Origin of the sequence: Micromonospora eburnea (genome assembly GCF_900090225.1) — a bacterium.
Taxonomy (GTDB): domain Bacteria; phylum Actinomycetota; class Actinomycetes; order Mycobacteriales; family Micromonosporaceae; genus Micromonospora; species Micromonospora eburnea.
This window is the reverse complement of the sequence record NZ_FMHY01000002.1, coordinates 3,694,143-3,719,361: the sequence shown is the minus strand read 5'-3', so window position 1 is coordinate 3,719,361 and position 25,219 is coordinate 3,694,143. Positions and strand designations below refer to the sequence as shown.

The following is a 25,219-nucleotide window of genomic DNA, read 5'->3' as shown; positions in this document are numbered from 1 at the left end:
GAATCAAGAAGCTCGGGTCACGCGGCCGCCTGTAGCGTGATGGGCATGGCCTTGATCAGATCCGTCATCCTCGACGGGCCGGACTTCACCGCCGAGGCCTTCTACGGCGTCGTCGGCGTAGGTCCTCATGTTCGGGTACGCGCCTCGGACGCACCGGCCGCCGGGTTTCGTAGCTTCGTGCTGTCGCTCGTGGCGTCCCGACCGAAGGTGGCGACGTCGGCAAAGAAGGACACCGACCCGGCGACCCGGCAGATCGACGACATCGTGCCGCTGCGCGGGGTCGCGGACGTGAAGGCGAGCAAGCAGTTCTACGTCGACCGTGGCCTGGCCGTGGCGAAGAGCTTCGGCAGCAGGTACGTCGAGTCCGCCACCCCGGAGTCGTCAGTCACGTTGGCGCTCTACGGGCGGCGTGCCGCCGCGAAGGACGCCGGCGCCTATCCGGACGGCACGGGCTCGCACCGGATCGTCATCGGCAGCGATGCCGGGCCCTTCACCGACCCGGACGGGTTCGCGTGGGAGGCATGAGGATCGCGGTCACCGGGGGCACCGGCCGGATCGGCGGCCACGTGGCGCGACTGCTGGCCGACGAGGGACGGCACGACGTCGTCCCGCTGTCGAGCCGCACCGCGCCGTACGACGACCCCGCGGCGCTGCGTGCCGCGCTGGACGGGATCGACACGCTGGTGTTCGTGTCCAGCGATGGCGAGGCCGCGCGGGTGACCGTTCACCACCACAACGTCCTGGACGCTGCGATCCGGCGCGGGGTCCGGCACGTTGTGCTGCTCAGCGGCTTGGACGTGGACCTGGACTCGCCGTTCTGCTACGCGTACACCAACGGTCATACCGAGCGGCTGCTCCGTGCCTCCGGCCTCCCGTACTCCATCGTCCGTGCCGGCCTGTTCGCCGAGTTCTTCCTCGGCCTGATCCGGCAGGTCGGCACGAGCGCGGGCGGCACCGATGGGACGGTCGCGCTTCCGGCCGCCGACGGTCGTGTCTCTCTCGTCGCACGAAACGACGTGGCGCGCTGCCTGGCCGCCCTGGCTCTGCGGGAACCCACCAACCGGCACCACGACGTGACGGGGCCGGAGAGCCGCCCCGTAGAGGCGATCGCCTCGGCCCTGGGCTACCGGTACGCCGACACCGCGCCGGCCGACTTCGCCAGCGCGTTGCTGCGCCATGGCGAGGAGCCATGGTGGACCTACGCGTACACGAGCATGTTCGAGTCCATCCGTCAGGGCCGCTGGGCGGCGACCTCCGACGCGGTCGTCGCACTGACCGGCCGCGCACCGGCTTCCCTCCAGGACGTGCTCACCGGCACGAGCTGATCGCCGTCTGTGGTCGGCGGCTCAGTCGAGGTCCACGGTTGCGGTGGTCTGGGTGGGGCCGAGGGTGAACCGCTCGGTGCGGTCGCCGACGGACACGGTGTAGTCCCCGAGGAATCCCTCCACGGCGACCGTGCCGTCGGCGTCGGTGCGCATGTCGGTGGGCGGCAACCACCACTCGCCGTTGATGAGCGCTTCGAGCGCGTCGTAGGACGGCTTGCGGCTGCCGTCGGCGCGGACCAGGCCGGCGGGGGCGCCGAGCCAGGCGCCGTGGTCGGTGAGCCCCCAGTAGTTGATCGACTGGACCGCCGGATGCGCGACCAGCGACCGGTAGTGCCGGACCAACTCCGCGGCCTGGCGGGCCTCGCCCTCGGCGGTCGTCGGCCAGTCCGGGATCTGGTAGTCGTTGAGATCCTCGATGTGGGGCGGCATGAGATGGCCGGAGACCAGCGTGGTCTCGGTCAGGTGCAGCGGCAGACCATACCGGGCGAACCGGTCGAGCATGCGCTGCATGTACTCCTCGCCCCGGTACCCCTGGTGCATGTGGGTCTGCAGCCCGATCGCGTCGATGCCGACGCCGGCTTCGAGCAATCCCTCGATGAGACATTCGTACGCCGAGCTGAGGTCGAAGTCGTTGAGCACCAGCGTGGCTGCCGGGTTGGCCGCGCGGGCCTCCTCGAATGCCATCCGCACCAGGTAGATGCGGCCCCGGGCCCGGGCGAGCCGGGTGATCGCATTGTCCCCGTTCTCGAAGACGGGCATGATGACCGCCTCGTTGATCGCGTCCCAGACGTCGATGAGCCCCGCGAAACCGCCGACAAGGTCACGGATCCGGGCCCGCAGCAGTCGCTCGACCTCGTCGAGGTCGAGGTCAAGCAGCCACGGCGGCTGCACGGTGTGCCAGACGAGCGGATGCCCCTTGACCGTGACGCCGCGTTCGGCGAACCACCGTGCCGTCTTCGTGAGGCGCTCGGCGTCGGTGACGCCGCGCCGCGGCTCGTAGCGGCCCCAGTAGAACGGCAGGGTCGCGGTGTTGAAGAGGTTGAGCCACAGGTCGCCCAGCCGCTCCAGATCCCCGTCGTTCGTGCCGCCGAAGCCCTCGACGTCCGCCGCCGCCTCCGGCTCGGGGCCGCCGACCAGGCCGACGAAGTCGAAGCCGATGTTGCCGAAGGCGAAGGAGTGCCGTTGCTGGGCAACCGTCACCACCTGGTCGGCGAGCGGCCGGCGGTCAGGTCCGCGGACGACGAGGGTGGCCCTGCCCATACGGTGCCGCAGGCTGCTGTCAGACATGACGCCTCTCCTTCACCCGGTCGCCATCGTGATCATGCATCCCGCATGATCGCGCGTTGACCGGGCAACAGCCAAGAGGATCGACTTTACGGTGCCCGGGCTGGCCGCCCCGCCTCGGTGGCGATACCGCGATACCGGATCCAAGAGGTCGGAACCACTGTCGAGTTTTAGACAGCTGTCGCCGTGACTGTGGGTTGCTCCGCCGACCACTGCTCTGGTTGTGTTGCCGGTTTAGGGCGGACCACAGTGAACGAGGAGCCGGTTACATGGTCGCGGCACACGAGACGACGCTGCGGGAGTTGCTGGAGGGCGCGAAGCAGTATCGGGTGCCGCTGTATCAGCGGACGTACTCGTGGACGGAGCCCCAGCTCGACCGCCTGTGGGAGGACATCCGCAAGCTTGCCGAGGAGCGGATCGACGATCCGAGCCTCACGCACTTCATCGGCTCACTGGTGCTCGCGCCCAGCCCCACGCACGGGCCGTCGGTATCCGAGTTCCTGGTGGTGGACGGCCAGCAGCGACTCACCACCCTGTCCATTCTGCTCTGCGCCATCCGCGACCACCGGGCCGAGCACGAGGATCCGGACCATCGGGACCGCATCAACCAGGAATACCTGATCAACAAGTACAAGCCCGCTCACCGGTTGAAGATCGTGCCCACCCAGGCCGACCGGCCCGCGTACGAGGCCTGCCTGGACGCGACCCCGCAGGCGGGCGGGACCGACCGGGTCGGTGCGGCATACCGGTTTTTCAAGTCACAGCTCGCCGCCGTTGACGACCCGGACGACCCGCTGGACATCGAGCGCATTGAGAATGCGGTCATCTCCGGGATGGCCCTGGTGTCGGTCGTCGCGCAGGCCGGCGACAACGTCTACCGGATCTTCGAGTCGCTGAACAACACCGGCCTCAAGCTCACCCAGGCCGACCTGCTGCGCAACTATCTCTTCATGCGACTGCCGAACCGCGGTGAGGCCGTATACGGCTCGCTGTGGTTCCCGCTACAGGAGCAGTTGACCTCTAGGGAGCTTGAGCAGTTGTTCTGGCTCGACCTGGTGCACAGCAATCCCGAGGTCAAGCAGACCGACACCTACACCGGCCAGCAGGCGCGGCTGAACGGCCTGCACACCGAGGCGGAGATCGAGGCCGAGGTGCGCCGGTTCTGCCGGCTCGGGACCCTCCTGCGAATCATCTTGCACCCCGAGGAGGAAGGCGATCCGGAGGTGCGGCGGCGGCTGACCCGGCTCAACGCCTGGGACACCACCACCGTCTACCCGCTGCTGCTGCACCTGCTGGATCGCCGGCAGCAGGGGACGGCCACCTCCGAGCAGGTCGCGGCGGCGATGCTGTACGTGGAGAGCTTCTTCGTACGGCGCTTGCTGGCCGGCCGAGCCACCGCGAACATCAACCGGATCCTGCTGCGCGTCGTGACCGACATGCGCGCGGACCTGCCGGTCGACGAGGCGGTGCGGGCATACCTGTCGGTCGGCCGGAAGTACTACGCGACCGACACCAGCGTCAGGGAGGCGGTGCGGTCCATCCCGTTCTATCTGAACGGGCGCGCGACCCAGCGCAAGCTGGTGCTCCAGTGGCTGGAGGAGTCATACGGCAGCAAGGAGCCGGTGGCATCCGACTCGCTGACCATCGAACATGTCATGCCGCAGAGCCCGACCACGGAGTGGCGGCAGATGCTGGGCGAGGATCTGCACGGCGAGGAGAGCTTTGCCGAGGTGCACGAGGCCCTGGTCCACACCCTGGGCAACCTGACCCTCACCGGCTACAACGCCGAGCTGAGCAACAGCTCCTTCCTGGTCAAGCGCGCCCAACTGGCCAAGAGCGGGATCTCGCTCAATCAGGAGATCGCCGCGCAGAAGCGATGGGGACGTCCCGAGATCTACGCGCGGGCCGATGCCCTCGCCGAGCGGATCATCGCCCAGTGGCCCGGACCCACCGAGGAAGCGGGCAACCGGTCCGAGGTGCCCTGGGACGTCATGAACAAGGCGCTCGCCGCACTGCCCGCCGGCTCCTGGACCGCGTACGGCGATGTGGCCGCGCTGATCGGCAGTCACCCCATGCCGGTCGGGGTTCGGCTGGCCAGCCACCCGGCGCCGAACGCGCACCGGGTGCTCCAGGCCGAGGGCACCCTGTCGCCGAACTTCCGGTGGCTCGACCCGGCCCGGAACGAGGACCCGCGCGACATGCTGCGCGCCGAAGGCGTCGAGTTCGACAAGTACGGGCGGGCCAGCCAGGCGCAGCGTTTCGGCGTCGACGAACTGGCCCAGCTCGCCGGCATGCCGCAGCAGGATGTGTCCGGGCAGCTCCTCCGTCCACGATCCCGTCGTAATGATCTGCTCGACGACCGGTTCGTCGAGCAGCTGACGGACCTGCAGGATGCGCAGGTCGTGGCCGGCACGCTCGCCGTCATCGAAGCCTGGGCCAGGATGGGCGGCAGGCCGCTCTACGGCTCGGGCGGCGAGACGTCGTGTTTCCTCATGGCGCGGGGCAAGGACCACGAGCTCGGCAACATCTGGCCCGCGACGATCTACCCGAGTGGGAAGTTCGAGATCGTATTCCAGCACATGAGTATCAGGACCCCGTTCGATGACATCGCGCTCCGCGAGGAGTTCCGCCAGCGGTTGAACGAGCTGCCGAGCGTGAACATCGCAGCAGCCAAGCTCGGCCTCCGCCCCGGATTCCCCTTGGACGTCCTTGTTGACGTCAAGGCCCGCGAGGCATTGATCGAGCACCTCGCCTGGTTCTTCCGGCAGGCGGTGCATTCCGGGGCCTGATGCGTGACGGTCGCCCGAACGGCTAGGTTCGATGGATAGTGGAACGCGTCACTTCGACTATTGTCAGGCGGAGCATGCGACTGTTGGCGGCAGGGTGCGTAGCCGAGATCGATGCCGGCCGTGTGCCCTCCGCTCTTGCCCGCGACGGGCTGGTGTTTATCCGGCAGGGCAGTGTCGATGGGGTCAGGGAATTACTCGATCAATGGACCGAGCCGGTCAGCCACCCCCATCAGTCGACCGACGGGTTGACGGTTATCGTGCCGCGACAGCGGGCCGTCGATGGGGAGAACGAGGCCGGGTTTTCCGCTGCTGCCTTGTCTGCGCACACAGACCGGAGCTTGGTCGCACGGCCACCCAGCGTGCTGGCCACGGTGATGGTTGTGCCAGCACTCACCGGCGGAGAGTCCGTACTGGTCGATGGGGCTCGCGTGCTGGCCCTTCTCCGCAATGAGTTCGATGATGGGGTGATCGCCGGGCTGAGACTGAGGCCACGAGGCGGTGGCGACGGACAACCTCTCATCGAACTGCGCGGTGGCCTCGCCCGCTTTCGCTATCGCGACGACCAAATCGGCAACCCATCCAGCGTCAGCGGGCGGGAGGACGTCGTGGCGGCGCTCCGTCGCCTGATCGCCGCGACGAGGCGCAGCTTTCGTCTCGCCGCCGGAGATGGCTATCTCGTCCATAACCACCGGGTCCTGCACGGACGGACAGCGTTCAGTGGTAGCCGTCGCCTGGTACGGCTGCTCGCCGAGGTTGACGGTGGCCACCCGTACGCCTGGCTGAACCGGGGGTTCCGACTTGCGGATTCCTAGACCCAGGCCCACGTCGGCCCTCAGCACGGAACGCGTCCGGCTGGCGGCGGCCTTGGCCAGGGTGCCGGTGCCCGCCGACGACGCCTTCCCGCTGGTGATCCGGGAAGTCCTCGAGGCGCACCCCGACCCGGAGCCGGCGCTGCGTCAAATTGTCGACGACCGGACCGAACGGGCGCGGCTGCGGTTCGCGGCGCTGTACGCGCTTCTGCTCCGCCTGCGGCGGGAGGAACGCCATGCTGAATACAGCGCGGTTGTCCGCCAGTACGAGGGTGAATTTGGAGCGGAGCCGTACTTCGACACGTTTCGCGCGATCGTGGCCCGTAGCCGGGGCGACCTCGCCTCGCTCCGCAGCGCCGTGGAGCACTCCCGGCAGGCAGTTGCCTCGATGCCGGACGTCGCAGCGGTGGTGCACCAACTGGCTGCCTTCTGGGTGGAGTTCCTGGAACGCCTGGAGCAGCCGGGAAGCGCGCGCGACCTCGATGAGGTGGAGCGACACATCGAGCGGGCTATCACCCTGTCGCAGGGCAGGATTGCTCACTATTTCGAGACGAAGGGCCGTCTGCTCGCGCTGCGCGGAGAGTTCGAGGCGGCCAGATCAGCCGTCGCGCAGGCGATCGAGTTGGAGCCGCGCACCTCCCGCGACTACCCGCGCCGACTGACCCAGTACCAGACCACCCGGATCCGGATCGACCTGATGCAGGAGCGGGCCCGGTGGGCCCAAGCCCATGATCGGTTTCGGACGGAGCTGGCTGAGTTCAAGGCACAGCAGCTCCAACTGCTCGGCCTGCTGGCGGCAGTCGTTGCATTTATCGCCACCGCGGGTAACATCGCGAGTCAGAGCAAAGGGATTGACGGTGTCCGGTTGATGCTTGTGGCGTCCGGCGCGGTCGGCGTCGTGTTCGGCACCTTCTCCCTGGTCAACAACAGCGGCATCCGCCGGGTGTTTGCCGCGGTCGTAATCGGCTGCGCGCTGATCGGGGCGGGGATTCTGGTGCCGGCCGGGTGGATGTCCTGAAAGACGAGCCAGCGGTGAGGGTGCAAGGACTGGTTACGACAGCGGGTGGCGCGAGGGCGAACGAAGACCGTGCCGGCCACCGGGGCACCCTGGCCTGGGTGATCGACGGTGCCACCGACCTCTACCAGGATGGTGCGCTTCCCGCGGACAGCGATGTGCAGTGGCTTGTGGACACGATCGACCAGCAGTTGACTTCCGCCGGCGAGGACGGATACGACGGTGCTGCAGCGGCTCTGCTTGAGGTCATCGCCGACGATATCGCCAGGCGACAGAGAGCCTTGGGGTTCCCAACCCATCGGGTCCCGCCGGCCTGTTCGATTGCTCTCTGCGTTGACCAGGGCGTTCGGTACGACATCAGTCGGGTCGGCGACGCCACAGCCGTCGTCGCAGGTCGTGAACCCGCCGTCCTGGCCACCGCGTACTTCGATCGTCGAGAGGCGGCGGCAGTCGAGGCGGGCGAGCCTGACCCCCAGCGGGTGATCGCGGCGATGCACGAGCGCCGGCTTCACACCATGACTTCCGGCGACACCGAATCAGTTTTTTCCGGCCATCCGCGTCGTCAGTTGCGGCCACACAGTTTCGTCGGCGCGTGGGCGACGACCGACACGATCCTGCTCTGCACCGACGGCTTCGCCCGGTTGGTCACCGACTACGGGCTGTACCAAGAGTGGGCAGACGTGATCACCGATGCCATCGGGCGCGGGCTGCCGTACCTGGAGGCACTGATCCGGAAAACTGAGGGCGGCGCGGTGGGTGGCGGCCGGCGGTTCAAACGAGCCGACGATGTCGCCGCCGTGTTGCTCACCTCGTAACCGACTCCCTGCCGTGATGGAAGGAATCTGATGACCGACCGGCCCCCGTACCTGGTTGAGCGCAATCCAGGGTATTTCGAGTATCAACTGCCGATCTCAGTGAAGCTCGTCGTCGACTATCACGGCCGGGTTCCGCTGCTCAGGAACGAACGCGACGAGTGGGAGCTGCCGGGCGGCAAGCTCGAGGTCGGCGAGACACCCGAGGAGGGCGTGTGCCGGGAAGTCGCGGAGGAACTCGGACTGAGCGTCACCGGGGTCGACATCATCGACAGCTGGGTCTATGAGATCACCCCCGTCCGGCACGTCTTCATCGTCAGCTACGGCGCCGTGTACCTGGGGGACGAGGAGCTTGCGTACTCCGCTGAGCACAAGGAGCTCGGGGTGTTCGCGTACGACGAGGTGCCGGGGCTGCACATGCCGGAGCCGTACAAGAGGACCATCGCCCGCTGGCAGGCGCGCGACCGTGCCTCGGCCCACGCGACAGCGGAGTGAGCAGCAGCGGCATGCTCCGGCCGGCCGATTCCAGAGCGCGTACGACCACCGGTGGCTGATCAATCCGGCACCGGGGTCTGGTACTGGGACATGGCCGGCCACGCGGATCGGCTCAGCGGTTGCGGCCGGCCGCCGCCGGCTGCGGCCGGGCGATGACTTTGCTGGCGGACAACGACCTCATCGCGCAGGAGACGGCGGAGCGAGCCCGAGCCGAGCACCTGGACCCGGCAGTCCCCTGACCCGCTGCCTCGATGCTCGTGTCAGTGCTGAGACTGCGCGCTGATAGTGGCGAGGAAGGCGGTCCATTCGGGCCGGGTGAAGCGTAGGTGTGGTCCGGATGGGTCCTTGGAGTCGCGTACGACGATGAGGTTGGGGAGGTTGGTGGCGACCTCGACGCAGTCGCCACCGTTCCCGCCGCTGCGGGTGCTCTTGCGCCAGGCAGCGCCGGTCAGGTCAGTCATGCCGCATCTCCCCGATGATCCGCTTGATCATGTCCTTCGATTCTGCCTCGCCGAGGGCGAGCGCATCCAGTCCCTTCCACACGCGTTCGTAGGCGGCCAGTTCATCGGGCTTGTCGAGGTAGAGCGCGCCGGTAAGCGACTCGCTGTAGACCACGGAGGGCTCGGGCGCTGCTCGGCCGCCCTTGGTCGGCGGAAAGTCGAGAATCACGAAGGATCCGGCGACAGCGCCGGGCTGCGGGCCGGCTGCCATCGGGAGCACGCGGATGGAGACGTTCGGTAGGTCGGAAAGTCTGATGAGGTGGTCGAGCTGGATCTGCATCGCTCCCGGGCCCCCGACAACGCGGCGGATGACCGCCTCGGACAGCACCTGTACCACCCTTGGTGCGGCCGGAAGTCGCCGCATGAGCAGTGATTGTCGTTGTAGCCGGACCTCGACAGCCCGTTCCCGGTCCTGCTCGCTCGCCTGTGGGCGGTCGAGGCGGAAGATGGCCTGCGCATACTGTCGCGTCTGAAGCAGCCCTGGGATCAGGGACTCGTCGTAGCGCCGGAGACGGGCGGCGGCGGATTCGAGGCCGACGTAGAGTTCGAACCAGCTCGGCACGGCGTCGCCGTACGCGTGCCACCAGCCCTTCGACTTCGTCTCGGCGGCGAGCCCCTTCATCGCCTCGGTCAGCTCTGCCGAGACGCCGTACAGCTCGCACATCGCCTTGACGTCGAGCACCCGGACCGCGCCCAGGCCGCACTCGATCCGCCAGATCTTCTGTCGGCTGTATTCGAGCGCCTCGGCGGCGGCGTCGAGCGTCACGCCGGCTTCGGTGCGGTATTGCCGCAGCAGCCGGCCGAGCTGCCGGCGTGGCACGGTCGATCCGATGTCCTCGGCCATCCGGACACTCCCTGATTCCAATTCGCAACACTGCGTGACCGTGCTCTGCAACTCATACAGGTTTCAGTAAAGAAAGTCAATGCATCTGGCGAGAAATCCGGTGTGGAACGTTGCGTTGCTGCTTCGCAGTGTCACAAGCTGACCACTGACAGCCGTGTCGCCGTACCGCTGAATGGAGCTGCGGTGGCAGGGCGGGGGTGGGTCCGGCCGTGCGGGGAGGGCGGGCGGACCCACCCCATCCAACCCACGACGAGAGGCGGGCGAATGAGTGTCCACGATCAGCGATCGACCTCAGCGAGCGGTGGCAGGACCTACCGCTCCGCGTACACCGGTCTGCTGCCGTGGCAGGTGAGTGAGCGCCGGTTCAAGCCGGTCGGGCTGGGACGCCGTGGCCTCGACCCCGGCGAGGTCTACCGGTTCCTCGACCGGGTCGCCGGCGACCTGGCCGCCGTCCACGCCGCCCTGGCCGCCAGCCGCCGGGAGACCGCCGTCATCAAGGACGCGCTGCGCCGCTGGCAGACTGACCAGGCCCGCGCCCGCGACGCCCGGGGGCGCGAGCGGTGAGCCAGCGGTACGTCATCCACCTGCCGGTCGTCGCCGCCGACCTGCCCGCCGCGCAGCGCCTGGCCCGGGTGGTCGGCCGCTGGCTGCTGGTGCTGCTGCCGCCCGCCGACCCGGGGGAGACCACCGTCTCCGCCGAGGACGACCAGAACGTACGCCATCGGGTCTTCTGTGACCTGCTGATGCCCGGTGGCCGGCGGTGCCTGCTCCGCTCCGACCACGACGGTCCCTGCACCCGCCGGCTGCGCCGTTGACCGAACGCGGCCCCCGACCACCACCGGTCAGGGGCCGCCGCCGGTGGGCAGGTCAGCGCGACGCCTCCGGCTTGTACGCGGTGACCAGTTCCCAGGTGCCGGACAGCACCGCCACCCGATCGAAGCCGACCTCCTTGAGCAGCCCGGTGTAGAACTCGACCTCCCGCAGCCGGCTCACGCAGCTGTCCACCCCGATCAGGAAGTAGCTCCAGAAGAACTGCATGGCGAGCCGGTCCGGGGTGCGGAACTCCTCGCAGATCAGCAGCAACCCACCCGGCTCCAGTGCCGCGTACGCCTTCTCGACCAGACGGCGGGCCACCTCGTTGGGCCAGTCGTGCAGCACCCGGACGAACGACATCGCGTCGTACCCGGCCGGCAGCGGCTCGGCGAGGAAGTCGCCGCCGACGAAGCCCAACCGGTCCGGGTGGCCCCGGTCGACCCGGGTGGCCCGCACCAGCGGTTCGACCGCCGGCAGGTTGTAGACGTCGGCCCGCAGCCCCGGGGCGCTGTCGAGCAGGTGTGCGGCGAGGGTGCCGTCGCCGCCGCCCACGTCCAGCAGTCGCCGCCGGTCCGACCACAGCCGGTCGGCGTGCCGCCGGGTCGTCTCGATCACCGGGCCGAGCCCGACGGCCATGCTGCGTTCGAAGTCGGCGGTCTGCTCGTCGGTCTGCGGAGGCCACGCGAAGTCGTCGTCGCTCATGCTGACCTCGCCGCGCAGGCTCTCGGCGAGCCGGCCGTGCAGCCGCCGCCACGGGTAGCGGTCCCGGTCCCGTTCCTGCGCGTGCGGGCCGACCACCGCCACGACCGCGTCACGCAGTCCGGGCACGGCCCGGTAGCTGGCGGTGGCGATGTCGTCGCCGGTCTCGCTGCGGGTGAGGAAGCCGAGGCTCTCCAGGCAGTCGAGGAACTTGTACAGCCGCAGCGGCCGTACCCCGAACCGGGCGGCCAGCGCGTCCAGGCGGGCCGGCCCGGGCTCCAGCGCGTCGAGCAGCCCCATGCCGAGCGCGGTCTCCAGCACGTCCATGGCCTTCGGACCGTTGGCGAGCAGGCTCATCAGCGCCCGCGGCGACAGGGTGACGCTCATCGGCTCAGCTCCTTCTCCAGCGCGTCCATGAACGCGTCGACCTCGTCGAGGGTGTTGTAGACGTGCGGGCCGATTCGCAGGTAGCCCCGCCAGCTGCAGATCATGTTCCGTTCGGCCAGCCGCCGCTTGACCGCCTCGCCGTCGGCGACGTCCAGGCAGACCACGCCGCCGCGCCGGTGCGGTTCGGTGGGGCTGACCACGTCGATGCCGGCCGCCTCGGCCCGGTCCAGGACGCGTTGCGTCAGGGCCAGCGAGTGCCGCCGGATGGCGTCGACGCCCACCCCCGCCAGCAGGTCCAGGCCGACCTGGGAGACCAGCGAGGTGAGCGGGTACGGCGTCCCGCCGGCGAACCGCCGGGCGCCGGGGGCCCAGCCGGTGGACGGCTGGAAGGTCAGCGCCCGGTCGCCGGCCTGCCAGCCGGTCGCCGCCGGCTCCAGCTCCGCCACCAGGTCCGGCCGTACGTAGAGGAAGGCGGTGCCGACGCCGCACAGCCACTTGTGCGCGCCGCCGAGGACGACGTCGACGCCGAGCGCGGTCACGTCCAGCGGGACCACCCCGACGGTCTGGAAGGCGTCCACCACCACCAGGGCGCCGACCTCGTGGGCGTGGGCGACCAGCCGCGGCAGGTCGATGGTGGCGCCGGAGGTGAAGCTGGCGTGCGACACGCAGACCAGCAGCGTCCGCTCGTCGATGCGGGCCGCCAGGGCGTCCTCGTCGAACCGGGGGCCGCCGCTGCCGACCACGTCGAGGCGGGCCCCGTAGCGGCGGAACGCGTTCCAGATGAACGGCATGGTCGGGTATTCGAGGTCGGTGGTGACGATCCGGTCGCGCGGCGGGCGGTAGTCGAAGCAGGACGCGATCCGGGCGAGCAGCGTGCTGAGGTTCGCGTCGGTGACCACGCTGCCCGGGGGCGCGCCGAGGAGGGCGGCCACCGAGTCGGCGTACCGGTCGAGGCCGACGTGCCAGCCCTGCCAGACGTCGTCGCGCCAGGTGCGCAGCGTCTCCCAGTAGCCGCCGAGCACGTGTTCCACGGCCCTCGGCGCCGCGCCGGTGGAGTTGTTGTTCAGGTAGACGCAGTCGGCCAGCAGCGGGAACTCGGCGCGCAGCGCCGCGTGTGCGGCGGCGTCCAGGCACTGCGGCCGGTGGCGGTCGGGGGCCGGGTCGGGTCCGCTCACTCGGGGGAGCCTCCAGTCTGGTCGGTCGTCGGGGACGGGCGGGGACCATCGGGTACGGCGGTGAAGACCGGGATGGACCTGGTCGCGGCCAGGTAGGGGGTGCCCTCGGTGTAGCCGGTGCCGGGGCGGGGGCCGAGCATCCGGGTCGCCAGCCGGTGGTGCGTACGCCGCCACTGGAGCACGGCGTCGGCGAACGCCCGCATCCGCCGCTGCACCAGGTCACGCTCCGGAGCGTCGAGCCGGCCGTCGCGCACCGCCGCCCGGTAGGCGTCGTCCACGGAGGGCTGCCCGGCCCGTACCCGGTCGCGGACCTCCGGCACCGACCGGTACGCGGCCGAGTCCAGCCGGACCACCTCCGGCGTACGGCACAGCGACTCCATGAGTTTGTAGGAACGGGACTGGATGGCGCTGGCCCCCTCGGTGTACTGCCGGAAGGCCCGGAACGCCTCCGGCTGCATGGTGGCCAGCAGCGAGAAGAGCGGGCTCGCAGCGGTGAGCAGGTCCCGGGCGTACGCCAGCCGGTCGGCCGCCGACAGCGCCTGGCCCGCCGACAGGGCGGCGATCGTGGCGCGCAACTCGCCGACCAGGCCCGCGAAGAGACATTCGTACGCCTGGAGCACCCGGATGAACAGGTATTCGTCGTGCGACACGTAGACCGGCAGCATGCTCAGGCGCAGGGTGAGTTCCGGCGTGCGGTCGCGGTCGGCGGTGGCGCGGGCGTGCAGCGCGGCGGCTGCGGCCAACGGCTCCCGGTCGGCGGGCGGCTCGGCCAGCCCGAGGCGGGCCAGCGCGGGGGAGACCGCCCGAACCCCGAGCCGGCACCGTTTGACCACCAGGTCCGGCGTCGGGCGCTGCTCGGGCAGCAGGTCGGTGGCGTCGGCGGCCAGCTCGAACGCGAGCGCGTCGGCGACCAGGCCGACGAGGAGGCGGTCGCGTCCCGATCGCGCGCCGGCCGGGTCAACGGCCCACCCGGCCGGGTCGCCCTCCCCGGGCAGGCGGGAGTCCTGGGCAGCGGGCGGGGAGTGCTGGCCGGGCGGGATGTCGTCCTGCCCGGCCGGCAGCCCGAGCAGGTGGAGCGCCAGGTAGGTCCGGTAGTCGTAGCGGCCGTCCCACTTGTCGAGCGCGACGTCGAGGAAGTCGGCCAGGAGCCGGGCGCCGGTCGCCGGAGGGCCGGCCCCGGGTGGGGTCAGCCGCGCCCGGATCTCGTCGAGCAGGGCGAGCAGTTCCTTTTCGACAAAGTGTTTACCGACCCGGTGGAACCTTTTCAGCACGGCAGTGTACGGGAAACGATCGGGGTCTGCCGTGCCGGACAGCCAACTCGTCAGCTCGCGCACGAACGCACCTCGACATTTCCTTCCGGTGAATTGCGATGGAGGTCTGGGCCAATTCCGGGTGTGACCGAGGGTCAGGGTCGGGAGGGGTGACAATTGTCACTGTCCGACTCTTCGGTGGGGTTCACCCGGGCCCGCCACAGTTCGGGGAAGAACCGATGCGTGGTGAGCTTGGCGAGCATGTTCGCCGGGCTGCCGGGGGTGCCGGCGGGGGCGTGGCCCCCGATCCGCAGGGCGACCTGGTAGTGCCGGGCCCGCCACAGCGACACCTGCTCGTCCCAGTCGAGCATCGCCTCGGCCAGCCGGTGGACCGGGTCGCTCGGGGTGCTCCGCCGCAACCCCGCCAGGGTCGTCCCCCGGGTGGCGAGGTGGTCGCCGAAGGCCCGCCCGAGCTGCCGGCTCGCGGCCTGGACCTGCCGCCAGCCAGGCGATTCGGCACCGGATCCGTTGCCCAGCGCCGGCTGCATCTCCTGGAAGGCGACCGGCGACAGATGCCGGAACATCTCGAGTTGGTCGGTGATCAGCCGCACCGCGAGGGTCGCCCGGGTCAGCAGTGCCTCGGCCGTCGCCGGGTCCCCGGCGTCGACCCGGGCCACCGCCTCGCCCAGCTCGGCCTGCGCCAGCTTCAGCCACAGTTCGGCGGACTGGTGCACCACCTGAAAGAGCAGTTCGTCGCGGTGGGTCATCTCTTCCGGGCGTCGTTGCAGGTCGAGCAGCATTTCTGTGCGCATGTAGCGCGCGTAGTCGGTGGTGCCGTTTCCCGGCAGCACGGGTGAGTGGTCCCGCTTCACGGAATCGACTCCTTCGATAAGCGTCGGGGCAGCACGAAAGTGCGGTGCCGCGCGGCGCATGACTGCGGAATTATCCAACGAAGAACGGCAATGTGTCACCCCCTGCTTGAGATTCAGTCGATGCTGAGTGCGGGGAGCTTTCCTGACTTTCCACGGTGAACTGCTCGCCCTGCCAACATATGGGCCAAATCAGGCAGGGTGGCCCCAGGGGCGGATCCATCGAGGGCCGACGGACTCCGCCGGGCGCGACCGGGCGGATCCGGACGAACCGTCAGGCGGCCCGGTGCTTGTCGGACCGCCCCACCCGTTGGATGAGGTGCTCCACCCAGCGTTGGAACTTGCTGCTGGACCCGCCGAGCAAGCCGGTCAGCTCGTCCTCCGTCACGCCGCCCCGGGCGGCCAGCGACTCCACCAGCGTCCGCAGCTTCCGGTGGTCGTCGTCGTCCGAGCCGGCGGCGGGCACGGTGGTCCCCAGGTGGCGCTGCACGTCCTGGAGGATGTCCATCATCTGCGGCAGCGTCTCGATGATCTGCGACAGGCCGGCTTCGTGCGGACTGGACGATCCACGTAGCTCCTGCAGGGTGAGGGCGACCGACATCGGGGTGACGATGTCGGCGTCCCGGCCGATCGCGTCGATCGCCCGGCCGAGCTGCTCCTTGGCGGCGTGCACGCTGTCGAGGTCGGTGTGGTCGACCAGGATCGTCCGCATTCCCTGCACGTCGAAGGGGAGCTGCTGGTCCTTCGCCATCAACTGCACGAAGGGCTTGCGTAGCGCGTGCCGGACCGCCAACTCGTAGAACACGTTGGCGTTCTGGTCGGTCAGGTCGGCGATGACCAGGTCGTTCTGGATGATGCGGTCCAGCACCTGCGAGGTGATCAGGCCCGCGCGTTCGATCTCGTCGCCACGCACGGCGACGAAACCCCGCTCCTCCACCACCGGCCGGATGACGTGCTTGAGGATCTGGTCGCTGCGTTTGCGGATCTCCGAGCCCTCGGGGCCGATCGGTGCGATGACGAAACACTCACGACGGGTGGCCTGGTCGTTACCCTCCCCCATGGACCCAGGGTAAGGGAGATCAGGCAAGCGTGTGGTCACCCGGTGCGTGCCGGTGCCCGCGCCCAGCGGGTCCGGTGCGCGTCCAGCAGCCGGCGGGCCTCGGCCGCCGCCTCCGGCGGGACCGGCTCGCGGGCCCAGTCGTCGAGGACGTCGGCCATGCCGTCGACCAGCCGCCGGCCCACCGGGGTCAGCCGCCGCTGCGCACGCAGCACCCGTACGGTGTCATCGGCCGCCCTGGTCCACCGGGCGGACTCGACCTCGGCGCGGTGCCGCTGCGCGCGGTCACCGGCCGCCCCGCGTTGCCGGCGCCAGAATCCCGCCACGCCCAGGTGGGCGTACGCGCCGTGCAGCAGGCCGTCGAGTGGGCGGGGATCCGGGCGCCAGGGCGCGTAGAAGAACTCGGGTGGCCCGGGCTCCACCAGCGCGAACATGTCCGTCAACGCGGCCAGCTTGAGGTGCTGGATCTCGTGGGCGAGCGTGACGGCCGCGGATCGGGGGTCCGGCGGCAGCGACATGGCCACCGACCCGAAGGCGTGGTGGAAGGTGCCACTGCGGGTGCCGGTCGGGGGAGGGGCGACCGGCAGCAACGCGCGCAGCGCCGGCGAGATCTCCTCGGCGACCGGCCGGTGCCCGTCGACCAGGATCCGCCACGCCCCGTCGAGGCGGTGCCGCCAGCCCCGCGGGTCGGTGACGCCGCCGGCCCGGTGGCCCGCCCCGGCGGGGACGTGCCGCCACGTGCCGGTGTCCAACAGCAGGGACAGCGGCAGTCCGTCGTGCGTGAGCCACAACCGGGGCACGGGCAACCACCGGCGGTCGGCCGAGGGGCCGGCGACGATCCCGATCCGCTCGCCGGCGCAGTGCACCTCCGCCCGTCCGGCGGCGCACCGGATCCGGGCTCGGGTGGCGTGCGCCGGAACCGCCACCGTGCCCAGGCCGGGCAGGTCCAGCCGGCCGCACGGGTCGGGGGCGAGCGGGACGTCGAGGTCGGCGTCGATGCCGGACCGGACGGCCGCGGCCACCGCCACGGCCGCCAGCAGTCCGGGGTACGCCGCCGACCGGTCGCCCCGGGCCAGCAGCGACGCGGTGCCGAACGCCCACGCGGCGACCGGCGGATGCCCGAGCGCCGCCGCCCGGTCGTCGGGGCGCAGGCTCGCCAGCACGTGGTACGCCGCCTCGACCGCTGCCCGGTCCGGATGCCCCGCCTCCTGCACCAGCAGCACCAGCGCCCGTACCAGCAGCAGGGTCTTGCTGCGTTGCGCCGAGGCCAGCCGGGCGACGGCGTCCGGCCCGCCGCGGCCGGCGGCGAGTTCGTCGAGGACCGACCTCGGCAGCCGGTGTACGGGTGGGTTCACCGCGACGCCGCCCGTAGTCCCGCCACGTCCCTGCGTACGGTGTGCCGGACGTGGTCGATGAGGGCGTACAGGTCGGCGCAGTAGACCGACGGATTGTCGAAGCCGTTGCCGGCGCGGTACCGGTGGGTGCGCAGCCCGCCGCCGCACACCCGGCCCAGGTCACAGGCGCGGCAGGTCACGCAGAGCCCGTCCCGGCCGGCCTGCTGCGCCCGCACCGCCGGCAGGTCGAGCGCGGCGTCGAACGGGTCCCGGGCCACGTGCAGCCCGGTACGCGCCGCGTCGGCGTGTGCCGCGCCGAGCGTGTCGTCCAACTCGATGGCGCCGTCGGTCTGCACCACCGCCACCGCGACCGGGCTGGTGCCCACCCCGGCCAGCCGGGACGTGCCGCCGAGCAACACCTGGATGATCTCGTCGAAGAGGCGAATCCGGACGGGCGGACCCGGGGCGTGGTACCACTCGTCGAAGACCGCGACCAGCCACGCTGCGTACGGCGTGCGCCCCGGGTCGGGTGGCCGGCCGGGCGGGGGAGTGCTCCAGGTGCCGTGCGGCAGCAGGAAGTCGACGGTGGGCGGCCGGTGCGCCAGCAGGCTGCGGTAGGTGGTGAGCGGATCGTTGCGCAGGTCGACGGTGCACAACAGACCGTTGAACAGGTGCGGATAGCCGGTGGTCAGCCGGCCCAGCCCGGCCGTGACCCGGTCGTGGCTGCCCCGTCCGTCGGGCCCGAGCCGGTGCCGGTCGTGGGCGTCCCGGTCACCGTCCAGGCTGACGCTCACCCCGATCCCGAGCCGGTCGAACAGGCGCAGGAACGGCCCGTCCAGCCGGGTGCCGTTGGTCTGCACCGTCATCCGCACCGGCACCGGTGCGGCGGCCTGTCGGATTTCCGTCACGGCCTGTTCGATCCGGGCGGTCCCGGCCAGCAGCGGTTCCCCGCCGTGCAGGATGACGTCCACCCGGTCGAGCCGGTGCGTCCGGGCGTGCTCGCCGATCCGGTGCGCCGTCTGGTCGAGCACCCGCACCGGCATGGACCGGGGCCGGGACCGCCAGCGCTGGTCGGCCATGGTGTAGACGTAACAGTGGTCGCAGGCCAGGTCGCACCGGCCGTGCAGCTTGACCACGAACTGTCGGAACGCGACGGCGGGCGCGAGGCGGGCCGCGCTGCCACCGGCCGGCCGGTGGCCGTCATCGGATCCGGGCATCAGCCGCTCCGCCGTCATGTCGGTGGCCGGTCCGGCCGCCGTTGGAAACGTCCAGCATACATTGACGTGCGCCGCTCGGCTGGGCGTCCGCCACGGGTATGCGCGGCCGCCCGCCGTCCTGTCCCGACCGGCCGGCGCGCCATCGTCGCAGGCCGCCGGGGAGGCGGCCCACCGTTATCATGGGCACACGCAGCGGATCTGGCCACCGGTCGATGTCCGGCTTCGTGGCAGGGGCGACCGTGGTGTGGGACGCAGACAGGCGGTGATCGGGGGATGGACACCGGGGAGGACGTGTTGCGCTCCGATCTGATCGACCTCACCGATCTGGATCCCGCCGCGCTCGACGCGTTGCCGAGCGCGGTTCTGGTGGCGGCGCTGCGCCGGTTGGAACGCCGCAGTGCCGCCCCCGGTGACCAGTACGCGGGCTTCGAGAGCGCCCTCGATGGCGACGACTGACCCGGCGGGCGGCCCGTCCACGCTGGCCGGTGTGCCGCACCACCGTCCCGCGCCCGGCCGGGCCGCCCGGCCCGGCAGCGACGAGACATCGGGCACCTGCACCATCGTCTCCTTCGTCTCACCGACCAACGGCACCGGGCGCAGCAGTGCCGTCGCCAACGTCGCCTGGATCCTCGCCGGGAACGGCAAGCGGGTCCTCGCCGTCGACTGGTGCGCCCGTACGCCGCGGGTCTACGACTACCTCCGCTCGTTCCAGGTGGACGCCGTTCCCGCGGCCGGGGTGCTCGGCGGCGAGCTGGCCACCCTGATCTGCCCGCATCCGGACGGTCCGTCGCACCGGTCCGCCGCGGTGATCGCCCCGCCCGCACCCGAGCAGGGCACCCTCTACCGGTACGCGGTGCCGGGGTCGAGCTTCGGGTTCGACATGGTCGGGGTCGGCGTCGACGCCGAGGCGCGGCCCGAGGGCGACCCGGCGCGGATCCGGCAGCTGCTGCAGCACGCGGCGTACGACTACGTCCTGATCGACACCCCGGTGGATCTCACCCTGTCGGGCATCACCCACACCGCGGTGCTCAGCGACGTCGCGGTGGTCTGCATGCCGCCCCGCCGGCAGGCGATGCAGCAGGCGGCCGAGCTGACCGGCCAGCTCCAGCGGCAGGCCACCGGCGGCATCCGGGTGCTCGCCGCGCCGACGCTGCGGGACGTCAGCCAGCCCTGGTACGGCGAGGACCGCGACTCGGCCCGACGGGCGTTCGCCCGGCTGCTCGACGGGTCCGTCCGCGACGGGTCCGCCGTGGAGATCGTCGAGGTGCCCCAGCAGTCCTACGACACGTACGACGACGTGCTGGCCGCGTTGGCCGACCCGCCGGGCGACGAGACCAGCCTGCTGGCGGCGTACGAGCGGATGGCATCCTGGATCAGCGGGGGCACGGTGGTCGCCGCGGCGGTGGTGCCGGAGCGGATCCGCCGCCGCTACCGGCGAGGCGTGCTGCTGGAACGGGCGGAGAGCATCGACGACATTGTCGTGCTGTACGACCCCGTCGACCGGCCGTGGGCCGACTGGATCGGCGGGCAGCTACGGCGGGCCGACGTCCGGGTGCAGCGCCGCGCCGTGCGGCCCGGTGCTCCGGTGGTGGTCGAGGCGGACACCACCGTCCTGGCGGTGCTGTCCCCGAGCGTGCTCCGCGCGGTCGGCACCCGACTCGCCGCCCCGCCGACGGGTGCCGACGCCGACGACGTCGAGGTGCTCGGTGTGCTGACCACCGGCCGGGATCCGGCGCAGCGGGTCGACCCGAGCCGGGTCGTCGACCTGCGGACCGCCGACGGGCCCCGGGCGCAGTCGCTGCTGCTGAGCCGGCTCGGTCTGATCGCCCCGGCCCAGCCCGGCGGGGACCCGCGGGTGGCCTCCCGCTATCCCGGCGAGACGGACCGCCGGTTGCGGACCAACCTGCCGCCGCGCAACGAATCCTTCGTCGGCCGGGGCGAATACCTGGAACGGCTGCGCGATCGGCTGACCGACAGCAGCGGCCCGGTGACCCTCACCGGCGGCGCCGGCGTCGGCAAGAGCGAACTCGCCCGCGAGTTCGCCCACCGGTTCGCCTACGACTACGACCTGGTCTGGTGGATCCCGGCGCAGGACCGGGAGACCGTGCAGGCGAGCCTCGGCGAGCTGGCCGACGAGATCAACGCGGTGGACGGCGCCGGGGCCGCCGAGTCGGCGTTGGTCGCGCTGTCGACGCCCCGCGGCGCTGTCACCCGGTGGTTGCTGGTCTATGACAACGCCGACGACGGGACCGTGCTGTCCGCCGACCTGATGCCCCGCTCCGGTGCCGGGCACGTGCTGATCACCTCCCGGGACGACGGTTCGTCCAACCTGCCCGCGCCGCTGGAGGTCGCGGCGTTCACCGGGGACGAGAGCGTCGCCATGCTGCGGCGGGTGCTCGGGATCAGCACCCACGACGCCCGGTCCATCGCTGCCGCCCTGGAGCACCTGCCGCTGGCCCTGCGGCTGGCCACCGCGTGGATCCGCCAGAGCGCCCGGGCGCTGGAGCGTGACGGCGTACCCAGCCTCGATGCGGTGAGCCGGTGCGTCGCCGAGCTGCTGGCCCGGCTGCGCCTACGCCCCGACGTGGACCAGGCCGAGCGGATCCCCGGATCGCGCACCTCCACCGTCGCCCGCGTCCTGGACATCACGCTGTCCACCCTCCAGCACACCGAGTTCGGCCCCCTGGCGATCCACCTCGCCGAACTCAGCGCGTTCCTCTCACCCGAGGGCATCGGGCTGCCGCTGCTGCGATCGGCGTCGATGCTGACCCAGCTCGCCGCCGCGGCCGGCGTCGACCCGCAGGAGCTGCTGCTCGCCGCCGGCGAGATCGATCTCGTGCTGACCGTCGGGGCGCGCTTCGGGTTGTACGACGTCGACTGGGGGCACGGTGCGGCGCTGCGGATGCACCGGGCCATCCAGGTCCTGCTGCGCGAGGGGATCAGCGAGCCGCAGCGGCGCGAGCGGCACCGCCAGGTCCTGCACGGCCTGGCCGGGTACGCGCCGACCGATCCGGAGGCCGACGACCCCCGTTACGCCGACATCTTCGACGAGCTACAGCGACACCTCGTGCCCTCCGGCGCGCTGGAGACGGACGACCGGCAGGTCCGGCACTGGGTCGTCAAGCAGCTGCGCTACCTCTATCTCCTCAACGACAGCGACGCGTGGCAGTCCGCGTTGCAACTGGCCGAGCCGGCGTGTGAGCGGTGGCGGGCCGCCGGCGACCCCGACCAGTTGACGATGCGGCTGTTCGTCCAGACCGCCAACCTGCACCGGGCGCTGGGCCACTACCAGGACGCCCTGCGCCTCGACGAGGAGGTGCTCAGCGAGCAGCGCCGCCGCCACGGACTGCGGCACTTCCGTACCCTGATCGCCGGTCGCGGACGGGGCGGTGACCTGCGCGGGCTCGGCCGCTTCGAGGATGCCCTGGTCGAGGACCAGGCCACCTTCGCCGGCTTCCAGGAGGTGGTCGGCGACGACCATCCCAACACCCGGATGGCGGTCAACAACCTCGCGATCTCCTTCCTGCTCACCGGGGACGCCCGGGAGGCGCTGCGGCTCGCCCGCCAGGAACGCGACCGGCGGATGGCGCTGTTCGGCCCGGAGGATCCGCGGACCTGGCGGGCGTCGTGCCAGGTGGGCAGCTTCGAGCGGGAGGTCGGCGAGTACGACCAGTCGCTCGCCACCCTGCGCGAGGCGCTGGAACGCGTCCACGAACTGCAGGCCGCCGGCCACCTCGACGAGCTGCGCGTCAACCGCAGCCTCGCGGTCACCGAGCGCCGCCTCGGCCTCACCATCGCCGCCAAGAAGCGCAGCACCGAGACCTTCCGCGGTTACCGCGACCACCTCGGCGAGGACCACCCGCTCACCCGGTCCAGCCTGCTCAGCCTGGCCGTGGACTACTACCGCACCGGCGACGCCGCCATCGCCGTTCAGCACGCCATCCGCTGCCTGCGCGGCTACGAGCGGCAGCTCGAACCCGGCCATCCGTTCAGTGCGGCCTGCTCGGTCAACCTCGGCGTGTTCCAACGCGGCGCCGGTGAGTACGACCAGGCGGTCCGCGACGGTGAACGGGGTCTGCGGGCACTGCGTACCCGGCTCGGCGACGCCCACCCGTGGGCCCTGACGGCGGCCACCGCGCAGGCCGGCCACCTGGCCACCCGCGGCGAATTCGACGACGCCGCCCGGCTCCAGGAGGAGACGCACCAGACCTGCGTGCACTACCTGGGCCGGCGCCATCCGTGCAGCATCGACGCCGCCGCCAATCTCGCCGCGATCCGCGCCCTGCGCGACGGCCCCTCCGCCGACGGCCCCTCCGCCTTGACCGACACCGACATCGACGTGCCGCAGAGCTGAGGAGTGACGAGGTGACGGATCCGCAGCTGCTCGACGCCGTGGTGGAGGAGTCGGCCGAGCAGGACGTCCCAGGCTTCCTCAAGAAGCGGAACCTGTGCCGGGCGCTGCTGGTGCGCGGCTGCGGCGTCTACCACATCGCGCACTACACCGCCGGGGTGCTCGACTTCGCACTGGACCTGCTGGCGCACGAGTCCGCCCCGGTCGCGGTCGACGACGCCGACCCGGCGCAGCGCCGTAACGTCCACCGCCGGGTGGGCGCCCAGCTGGTCTACCGGGCGAACGAACTCAACCGGCGGCTGGGAGAACTGCAGAGCGGGGCGTTGATCCGTACGGTCGCCCAGACCCGCGCCGGTCTCGTCTTCTGCAACTCGGTGGTCGCCAACGAGCACGTGGTGGGCTTCGGCGCGACCCCGCCCGCCGCCCCCGGCGCGGTGGCCGACCCGACCACGGCCAACGAGATCGACCGGGCCGCCGCCGGGCTCGCCACCGACCTGCGCCGGCTGGTACGGCAACGGTCGCAGAACCCTGGCGGCTGGCTCACCGCCGGCAACGGGCAGCCGTCGTCGGACCCGTCAGCGCCGTCCGGCGACGCCGTCCCGCCCCACGTCGGCGGCTCGATCGAGCCCGGCGGGATCCTCGCCGCGGCGCTGCGCCCCGCCGGGCTGCACTACCTCAGCCACCACCGGGCGGGGGAGCAGGTGGCGGCGGTCGACATCCTGGAGCACCCGGAGCTGGCGCCGTTCTTCAACCGTGGCATCACGGTGACCGACCGCCGCAGCCGCTACCAGCGCCTCGCCGCCGACCTGTCGCTGCTGGCCTTGCAGGTCAGCCGGGACCTGCGCCGGGCCGTCGTCGGCGACGTCGCGCGGCTGGTGCTCGACGTGGAGATGGGGGCCGTCTACTACTACCGTCTCGCCCCGGACGACTACCTGGTCGGGGTCACCCTCGACCAGGACGCGGTCAGCCAGGCCGACGACGCCATGTGGACGGTGGCGCGGCAGCTCACGGAGCCTGCGGCCTGAGGATGGCGGGGCACCCTCTGGCGCGGACGGCGGCCGTGGTCGGCGCCGGGCTGGCCGGCCTGCTGGTGGCCTGGGCCGGCGACCTTGACCGGCTGGACAGCTCCCCGGCATACCTCCTGCTCGCCTCGACGCTGCTGGCGGTGGGGCTGGTCGGCAGCACCCGGGACGTCAGCCTCGCCGAGGTCCGCGCCCACCTGTCCACGGTGCTGCTCGCCGTCACGGTCGGGGTGATCGCCAAGGCCGCGCTCATCGCCGGGGTCATGTTCCTGGCCTTCCACGACCCGGCGGCGCTGGTCCTCGGTGTGGCCGTCGCGCAGATCGACCCGCTGGCGGTCGCCGCGATGAGCCGACCGGACCGGACGTCGCCCCGGGCCCGTTCGATCCTGTCGATCTGGGCGTCGTTCGACGACCCGGTGACCGTGCTGGTGACCGTCTACTTCTCCGCGGTCGCGCTGGACCTGCGCGGCGGCGGCAGCGGCAGCGCGCCCGGCCTGCTCGGCGACCGCCCCGTCGACCTGCTGCTCGGCCTCGGCGCCAACCTCGCCCTCGCCGCGGTCGCCGGGCTGCTGTGGTGGGCCCTGCGGGCCGCCGGGCTCCGGGAAGGCAGCCCCGCCGGGCCGCGTACCCGGGCGACCCTGCGCTGGACGGCCGTCGCCCTGCTGGTCGTGCTCGTGCTCTTCGCGGCCTGGCAGTTCCTCATGCTCGGCCTGGCGATCGCCGGGCTTTTCTTCCGGCCACGGCTCGGTCCCGTCGTCGGCCGATCCACCCAGGCCGCCTACCTCGTCGCCACCTTCCTGCTCGGCCTGCTGCTCGTGCGGGGGGTCCACGTGCGCGAAGGACTGCTGCTCGGCCTGGCCGCGGTGGCCGCCCACCTGCTGGTGTCCCTGCCCATCTCGCGCGGCCTGCCGGCGGCCGATCGGCGCTACCTCGCCTGGGGGCAGCAGAACGGGCTGACCGCCGTGATCCTCGCCCTCGTGCTGGAGCGCAACTTTCCCGGCACCGTCGGGGTCGTCGCCGTCGCGATCATCGTGATCAACTCCATCCACGCGCTGGCCACCGTGCTGCTCGACCGGCGCTCCGCCGCAACGCCGCCGGACGTCGACGCCGGGCTGCCCCGGGCACGTGAGGTCCCGCCGACCAGGACGCTCGAACCGGATCGGTGACCACGG

Annotated in this window: 23 protein-coding genes; 13 read left to right on the top strand and 10 right to left on the bottom strand. The window is 71.3% G+C overall.

What is annotated here, in order from left to right; translation table 11 throughout:
- Positions 1 to 45 precede the first annotated feature (45 nt).
- Positions 46 to 525: a VOC family protein gene (locus GA0070604_RS16865; RefSeq protein ID WP_091127197.1), complete on the top strand. Its 480-nt coding sequence runs from the start codon at positions 46 to 48 to the stop codon at positions 523 to 525.
- Entirely contained in the window at positions 522 to 1,325 is an 804-nt protein-coding gene (locus GA0070604_RS16860; RefSeq protein ID WP_091118805.1) for an NAD(P)H-binding protein, read from the top strand. The genes GA0070604_RS16865 and GA0070604_RS16860 overlap by 4 nt, the downstream gene beginning before the upstream one ends.
- Positions 1,326 to 1,346: 21 nt before the next feature.
- On the opposite strand, the gene GA0070604_RS16855 is transcribed toward GA0070604_RS16860, so the two are convergent.
- Positions 1,347 to 2,612, bottom strand: a complete 1,266-nt coding sequence (locus GA0070604_RS16855) for an endo-1,4-beta-xylanase (RefSeq protein ID WP_091118804.1) — start codon at positions 2,610 to 2,612, stop codon at positions 1,347 to 1,349.
- A 266-nt stretch (positions 2,613 to 2,878) separates the two neighbouring features.
- Here GA0070604_RS16855 and GA0070604_RS16850 point away from each other — a divergent pair, with 266 nt between their 5' ends.
- The 5 genes from GA0070604_RS16850 (at position 2,879) to GA0070604_RS16830 (ending at position 8,529) form a co-directional block, all read left to right on the top strand.
- On the top strand, positions 2,879 to 5,398 hold the full coding sequence (locus GA0070604_RS16850) for a GmrSD restriction endonuclease domain-containing protein (RefSeq protein WP_091118803.1): 2,520 nt from the start codon (positions 2,879 to 2,881) through the stop codon (positions 5,396 to 5,398).
- A 74-nt stretch (positions 5,399 to 5,472) separates the two neighbouring features.
- On the top strand, positions 5,473 to 6,210 hold the full coding sequence (locus tag GA0070604_RS16845) for a TauD/TfdA family dioxygenase (protein WP_141721312.1): 738 nt from the start codon (positions 5,473 to 5,475) through the stop codon (positions 6,208 to 6,210).
- A 67-nt stretch (positions 6,211 to 6,277) separates the two neighbouring features.
- Positions 6,278 to 7,225, top strand: a complete 948-nt coding sequence (locus GA0070604_RS16840) for a tetratricopeptide repeat protein (protein WP_141721311.1) — start codon at positions 6,278 to 6,280, stop codon at positions 7,223 to 7,225.
- 98 nt (positions 7,226 to 7,323) lie between these two features.
- Positions 7,324 to 8,037 carry a hypothetical protein gene (locus GA0070604_RS16835; protein WP_167363493.1) on the top strand — a complete coding sequence of 238 codons (714 nt, stop codon included), beginning with the start codon at positions 7,324 to 7,326 and terminating at the stop codon, positions 8,035 to 8,037.
- A 30-nt stretch (positions 8,038 to 8,067) separates the two neighbouring features.
- Complete coding sequence (locus tag GA0070604_RS16830) at positions 8,068 to 8,529, top strand: NUDIX hydrolase (protein WP_091118799.1); 462 nt, start codon at positions 8,068 to 8,070, stop codon at positions 8,527 to 8,529.
- Between the two features lie 260 nt (positions 8,530 to 8,789).
- Here GA0070604_RS16830 and GA0070604_RS16825 read toward each other — a convergent pair whose 3' ends face one another.
- Together GA0070604_RS16825 and GA0070604_RS16820 are read right to left on the bottom strand one after the other, a co-directional pair.
- Positions 8,790 to 8,990, bottom strand: coding sequence for a DUF397 domain-containing protein (locus tag GA0070604_RS16825; RefSeq protein ID WP_091118798.1), 201 nt, complete (start codon positions 8,988 to 8,990; stop codon positions 8,790 to 8,792).
- Positions 8,983 to 9,873 (bottom strand): helix-turn-helix domain-containing protein, encoded by an 891-nt coding sequence (locus GA0070604_RS16820; protein WP_091118797.1) that lies wholly within the window; start codon positions 9,871 to 9,873, stop codon positions 8,983 to 8,985. Before GA0070604_RS16820 ends, GA0070604_RS16825 begins: the two co-directional genes overlap by 8 nt.
- A 264-nt stretch (positions 9,874 to 10,137) precedes the next feature.
- On the opposite strand from GA0070604_RS16820, the gene GA0070604_RS16815 reads away from it, so the two are divergent.
- Together GA0070604_RS16815 and GA0070604_RS16810 are read left to right on the top strand one after the other, a co-directional pair.
- Positions 10,138 to 10,437 carry a DivIVA domain-containing protein gene (locus tag GA0070604_RS16815; protein ID WP_091118796.1) on the top strand — a complete coding sequence of 100 codons (300 nt, stop codon included), beginning with the start codon at positions 10,138 to 10,140 and terminating at the stop codon, positions 10,435 to 10,437.
- Positions 10,434 to 10,688 carry a hypothetical protein gene (locus GA0070604_RS16810; RefSeq protein WP_091118795.1) on the top strand — a complete coding sequence of 85 codons (255 nt, stop codon included), beginning with the start codon at positions 10,434 to 10,436 and terminating at the stop codon, positions 10,686 to 10,688. The genes GA0070604_RS16815 and GA0070604_RS16810 overlap by 4 nt, the downstream gene beginning before the upstream one ends.
- A gap of 52 nt (positions 10,689 to 10,740) precedes the next feature.
- Here the strand turns inward: GA0070604_RS16810 and GA0070604_RS16805 are convergent, their stop codons facing one another.
- The 7 genes from GA0070604_RS16805 to GA0070604_RS16775 all read right to left on the bottom strand — a co-directional run bounded on the left by GA0070604_RS16805 (position 10,741) and on the right by GA0070604_RS16775 (position 18,674).
- Complete coding sequence (locus GA0070604_RS16805) at positions 10,741 to 11,772, bottom strand: methyltransferase (protein ID WP_091118794.1); 1,032 nt, start codon at positions 11,770 to 11,772, stop codon at positions 10,741 to 10,743.
- Positions 11,769 to 12,947: an aminotransferase class V-fold PLP-dependent enzyme gene (locus GA0070604_RS16800; protein WP_091118793.1), complete on the bottom strand. Its 1,179-nt coding sequence runs from the start codon at positions 12,945 to 12,947 to the stop codon at positions 11,769 to 11,771. The genes GA0070604_RS16805 and GA0070604_RS16800 overlap by 4 nt, the downstream gene beginning before the upstream one ends.
- Positions 12,944 to 14,281, bottom strand: a complete 1,338-nt coding sequence (locus GA0070604_RS16795) for a tryptophan 2,3-dioxygenase family protein (RefSeq protein WP_091118792.1) — start codon at positions 14,279 to 14,281, stop codon at positions 12,944 to 12,946. The genes GA0070604_RS16800 and GA0070604_RS16795 overlap by 4 nt, the downstream gene beginning before the upstream one ends.
- A gap of 71 nt (positions 14,282 to 14,352) precedes the next feature.
- Positions 14,353 to 15,069, bottom strand: a complete 717-nt coding sequence (locus GA0070604_RS16790) for a tryptophan 2,3-dioxygenase family protein (RefSeq protein WP_091118791.1) — start codon at positions 15,067 to 15,069, stop codon at positions 14,353 to 14,355.
- A 271-nt stretch (positions 15,070 to 15,340) separates the two neighbouring features.
- Positions 15,341 to 16,126: a hypothetical protein gene (locus GA0070604_RS16785; protein WP_091118790.1), complete on the bottom strand. Its 786-nt coding sequence runs from the start codon at positions 16,124 to 16,126 to the stop codon at positions 15,341 to 15,343.
- Between the two features lie 35 nt (positions 16,127 to 16,161).
- Positions 16,162 to 17,478, bottom strand: coding sequence for an HEXXH motif domain-containing protein (locus GA0070604_RS16780; RefSeq protein WP_167363492.1), 1,317 nt, complete (start codon positions 17,476 to 17,478; stop codon positions 16,162 to 16,164).
- Entirely contained in the window at positions 17,475 to 18,674 is a 1,200-nt protein-coding gene (locus GA0070604_RS16775; protein ID WP_091127196.1) for an FxsB family cyclophane-forming radical SAM/SPASM peptide maturase, read from the bottom strand. Before GA0070604_RS16775 ends, GA0070604_RS16780 begins: the two co-directional genes overlap by 4 nt.
- Before the next feature lie 273 nt (positions 18,675 to 18,947).
- Between GA0070604_RS16775 and fxsA the strand changes: the two genes are divergently transcribed.
- From fxsA to GA0070604_RS16755, 4 genes are read left to right on the top strand one after another with little or no spacing between them, the layout of a single operon-like run.
- Positions 18,948 to 19,130: an FxSxx-COOH cyclophane-containing RiPP peptide gene (fxsA, locus tag GA0070604_RS16770; RefSeq protein WP_091118788.1), complete on the top strand. Its 183-nt coding sequence runs from the start codon at positions 18,948 to 18,950 to the stop codon at positions 19,128 to 19,130.
- A complete protein-coding gene (gene fxsT / locus GA0070604_RS16765; RefSeq protein WP_091118787.1) occupies positions 19,117 to 23,028 on the top strand; it encodes an FxSxx-COOH system tetratricopeptide repeat protein in 3,912 nt (1,303 codons plus the stop codon). The genes fxsA and fxsT overlap by 14 nt, the downstream gene beginning before the upstream one ends.
- Positions 23,029 to 23,039: 11 nt before the next feature.
- Complete coding sequence (locus GA0070604_RS16760) at positions 23,040 to 24,050, top strand: hypothetical protein (RefSeq protein WP_091118786.1); 1,011 nt, start codon at positions 23,040 to 23,042, stop codon at positions 24,048 to 24,050.
- Between the two features lie 2 nt (positions 24,051 to 24,052).
- A complete protein-coding gene (locus GA0070604_RS16755) occupies positions 24,053 to 25,213 on the top strand; it encodes a cation:proton antiporter (protein WP_091118785.1) in 1,161 nt (386 codons plus the stop codon).
- The last annotated feature ends 6 nt before the right edge of the window (positions 25,214 to 25,219 follow it).

Coding starts and splice junctions, on each gene's coding strand:
- GA0070604_RS16865 (WP_091127197.1), top strand. CDS start 46: ATGGCCTTGATCAGATCCGTCATCCTCGACGGGCCGGACTTCACCGCC.
- GA0070604_RS16860 (WP_091118805.1), top strand. CDS start 522: ATGAGGATCGCGGTCACCGGGGGCACCGGCCGGATCGGCGGCCACGTG.
- GA0070604_RS16855 (WP_091118804.1), bottom strand. CDS start 2,612: ATGTCTGACAGCAGCCTGCGGCACCGTATGGGCAGGGCCACCCTCGTC.
- GA0070604_RS16850 (WP_091118803.1), top strand. CDS start 2,879: ATGGTCGCGGCACACGAGACGACGCTGCGGGAGTTGCTGGAGGGCGCG.
- GA0070604_RS16845 (WP_141721312.1), top strand. CDS start 5,473: ATGCGACTGTTGGCGGCAGGGTGCGTAGCCGAGATCGATGCCGGCCGT.
- GA0070604_RS16830 (WP_091118799.1), top strand. CDS start 8,068: ATGACCGACCGGCCCCCGTACCTGGTTGAGCGCAATCCAGGGTATTTC.
- GA0070604_RS16825 (WP_091118798.1), bottom strand. CDS start 8,990: ATGACTGACCTGACCGGCGCTGCCTGGCGCAAGAGCACCCGCAGCGGC.
- GA0070604_RS16820 (WP_091118797.1), bottom strand. CDS start 9,873: ATGGCCGAGGACATCGGATCGACCGTGCCACGCCGGCAGCTCGGCCGG.
- GA0070604_RS16815 (WP_091118796.1), top strand. CDS start 10,138: ATGAGTGTCCACGATCAGCGATCGACCTCAGCGAGCGGTGGCAGGACC.
- GA0070604_RS16805 (WP_091118794.1), bottom strand. CDS start 11,772: ATGAGCGTCACCCTGTCGCCGCGGGCGCTGATGAGCCTGCTCGCCAAC.
- GA0070604_RS16785 (WP_091118790.1), bottom strand. CDS start 16,126: ATGGGGGAGGGTAACGACCAGGCCACCCGTCGTGAGTGTTTCGTCATC.
- GA0070604_RS16775 (WP_091127196.1), bottom strand. CDS start 18,674: ATGCCCGGATCCGATGACGGCCACCGGCCGGCCGGTGGCAGCGCGGCC.
- fxsA (WP_091118788.1), top strand. CDS start 18,948: ATGGACACCGGGGAGGACGTGTTGCGCTCCGATCTGATCGACCTCACC.
- fxsT (WP_091118787.1), top strand. CDS start 19,117: ATGGCGACGACTGACCCGGCGGGCGGCCCGTCCACGCTGGCCGGTGTG.
- GA0070604_RS16755 (WP_091118785.1), top strand. CDS start 24,053: ATGGCGGGGCACCCTCTGGCGCGGACGGCGGCCGTGGTCGGCGCCGGG.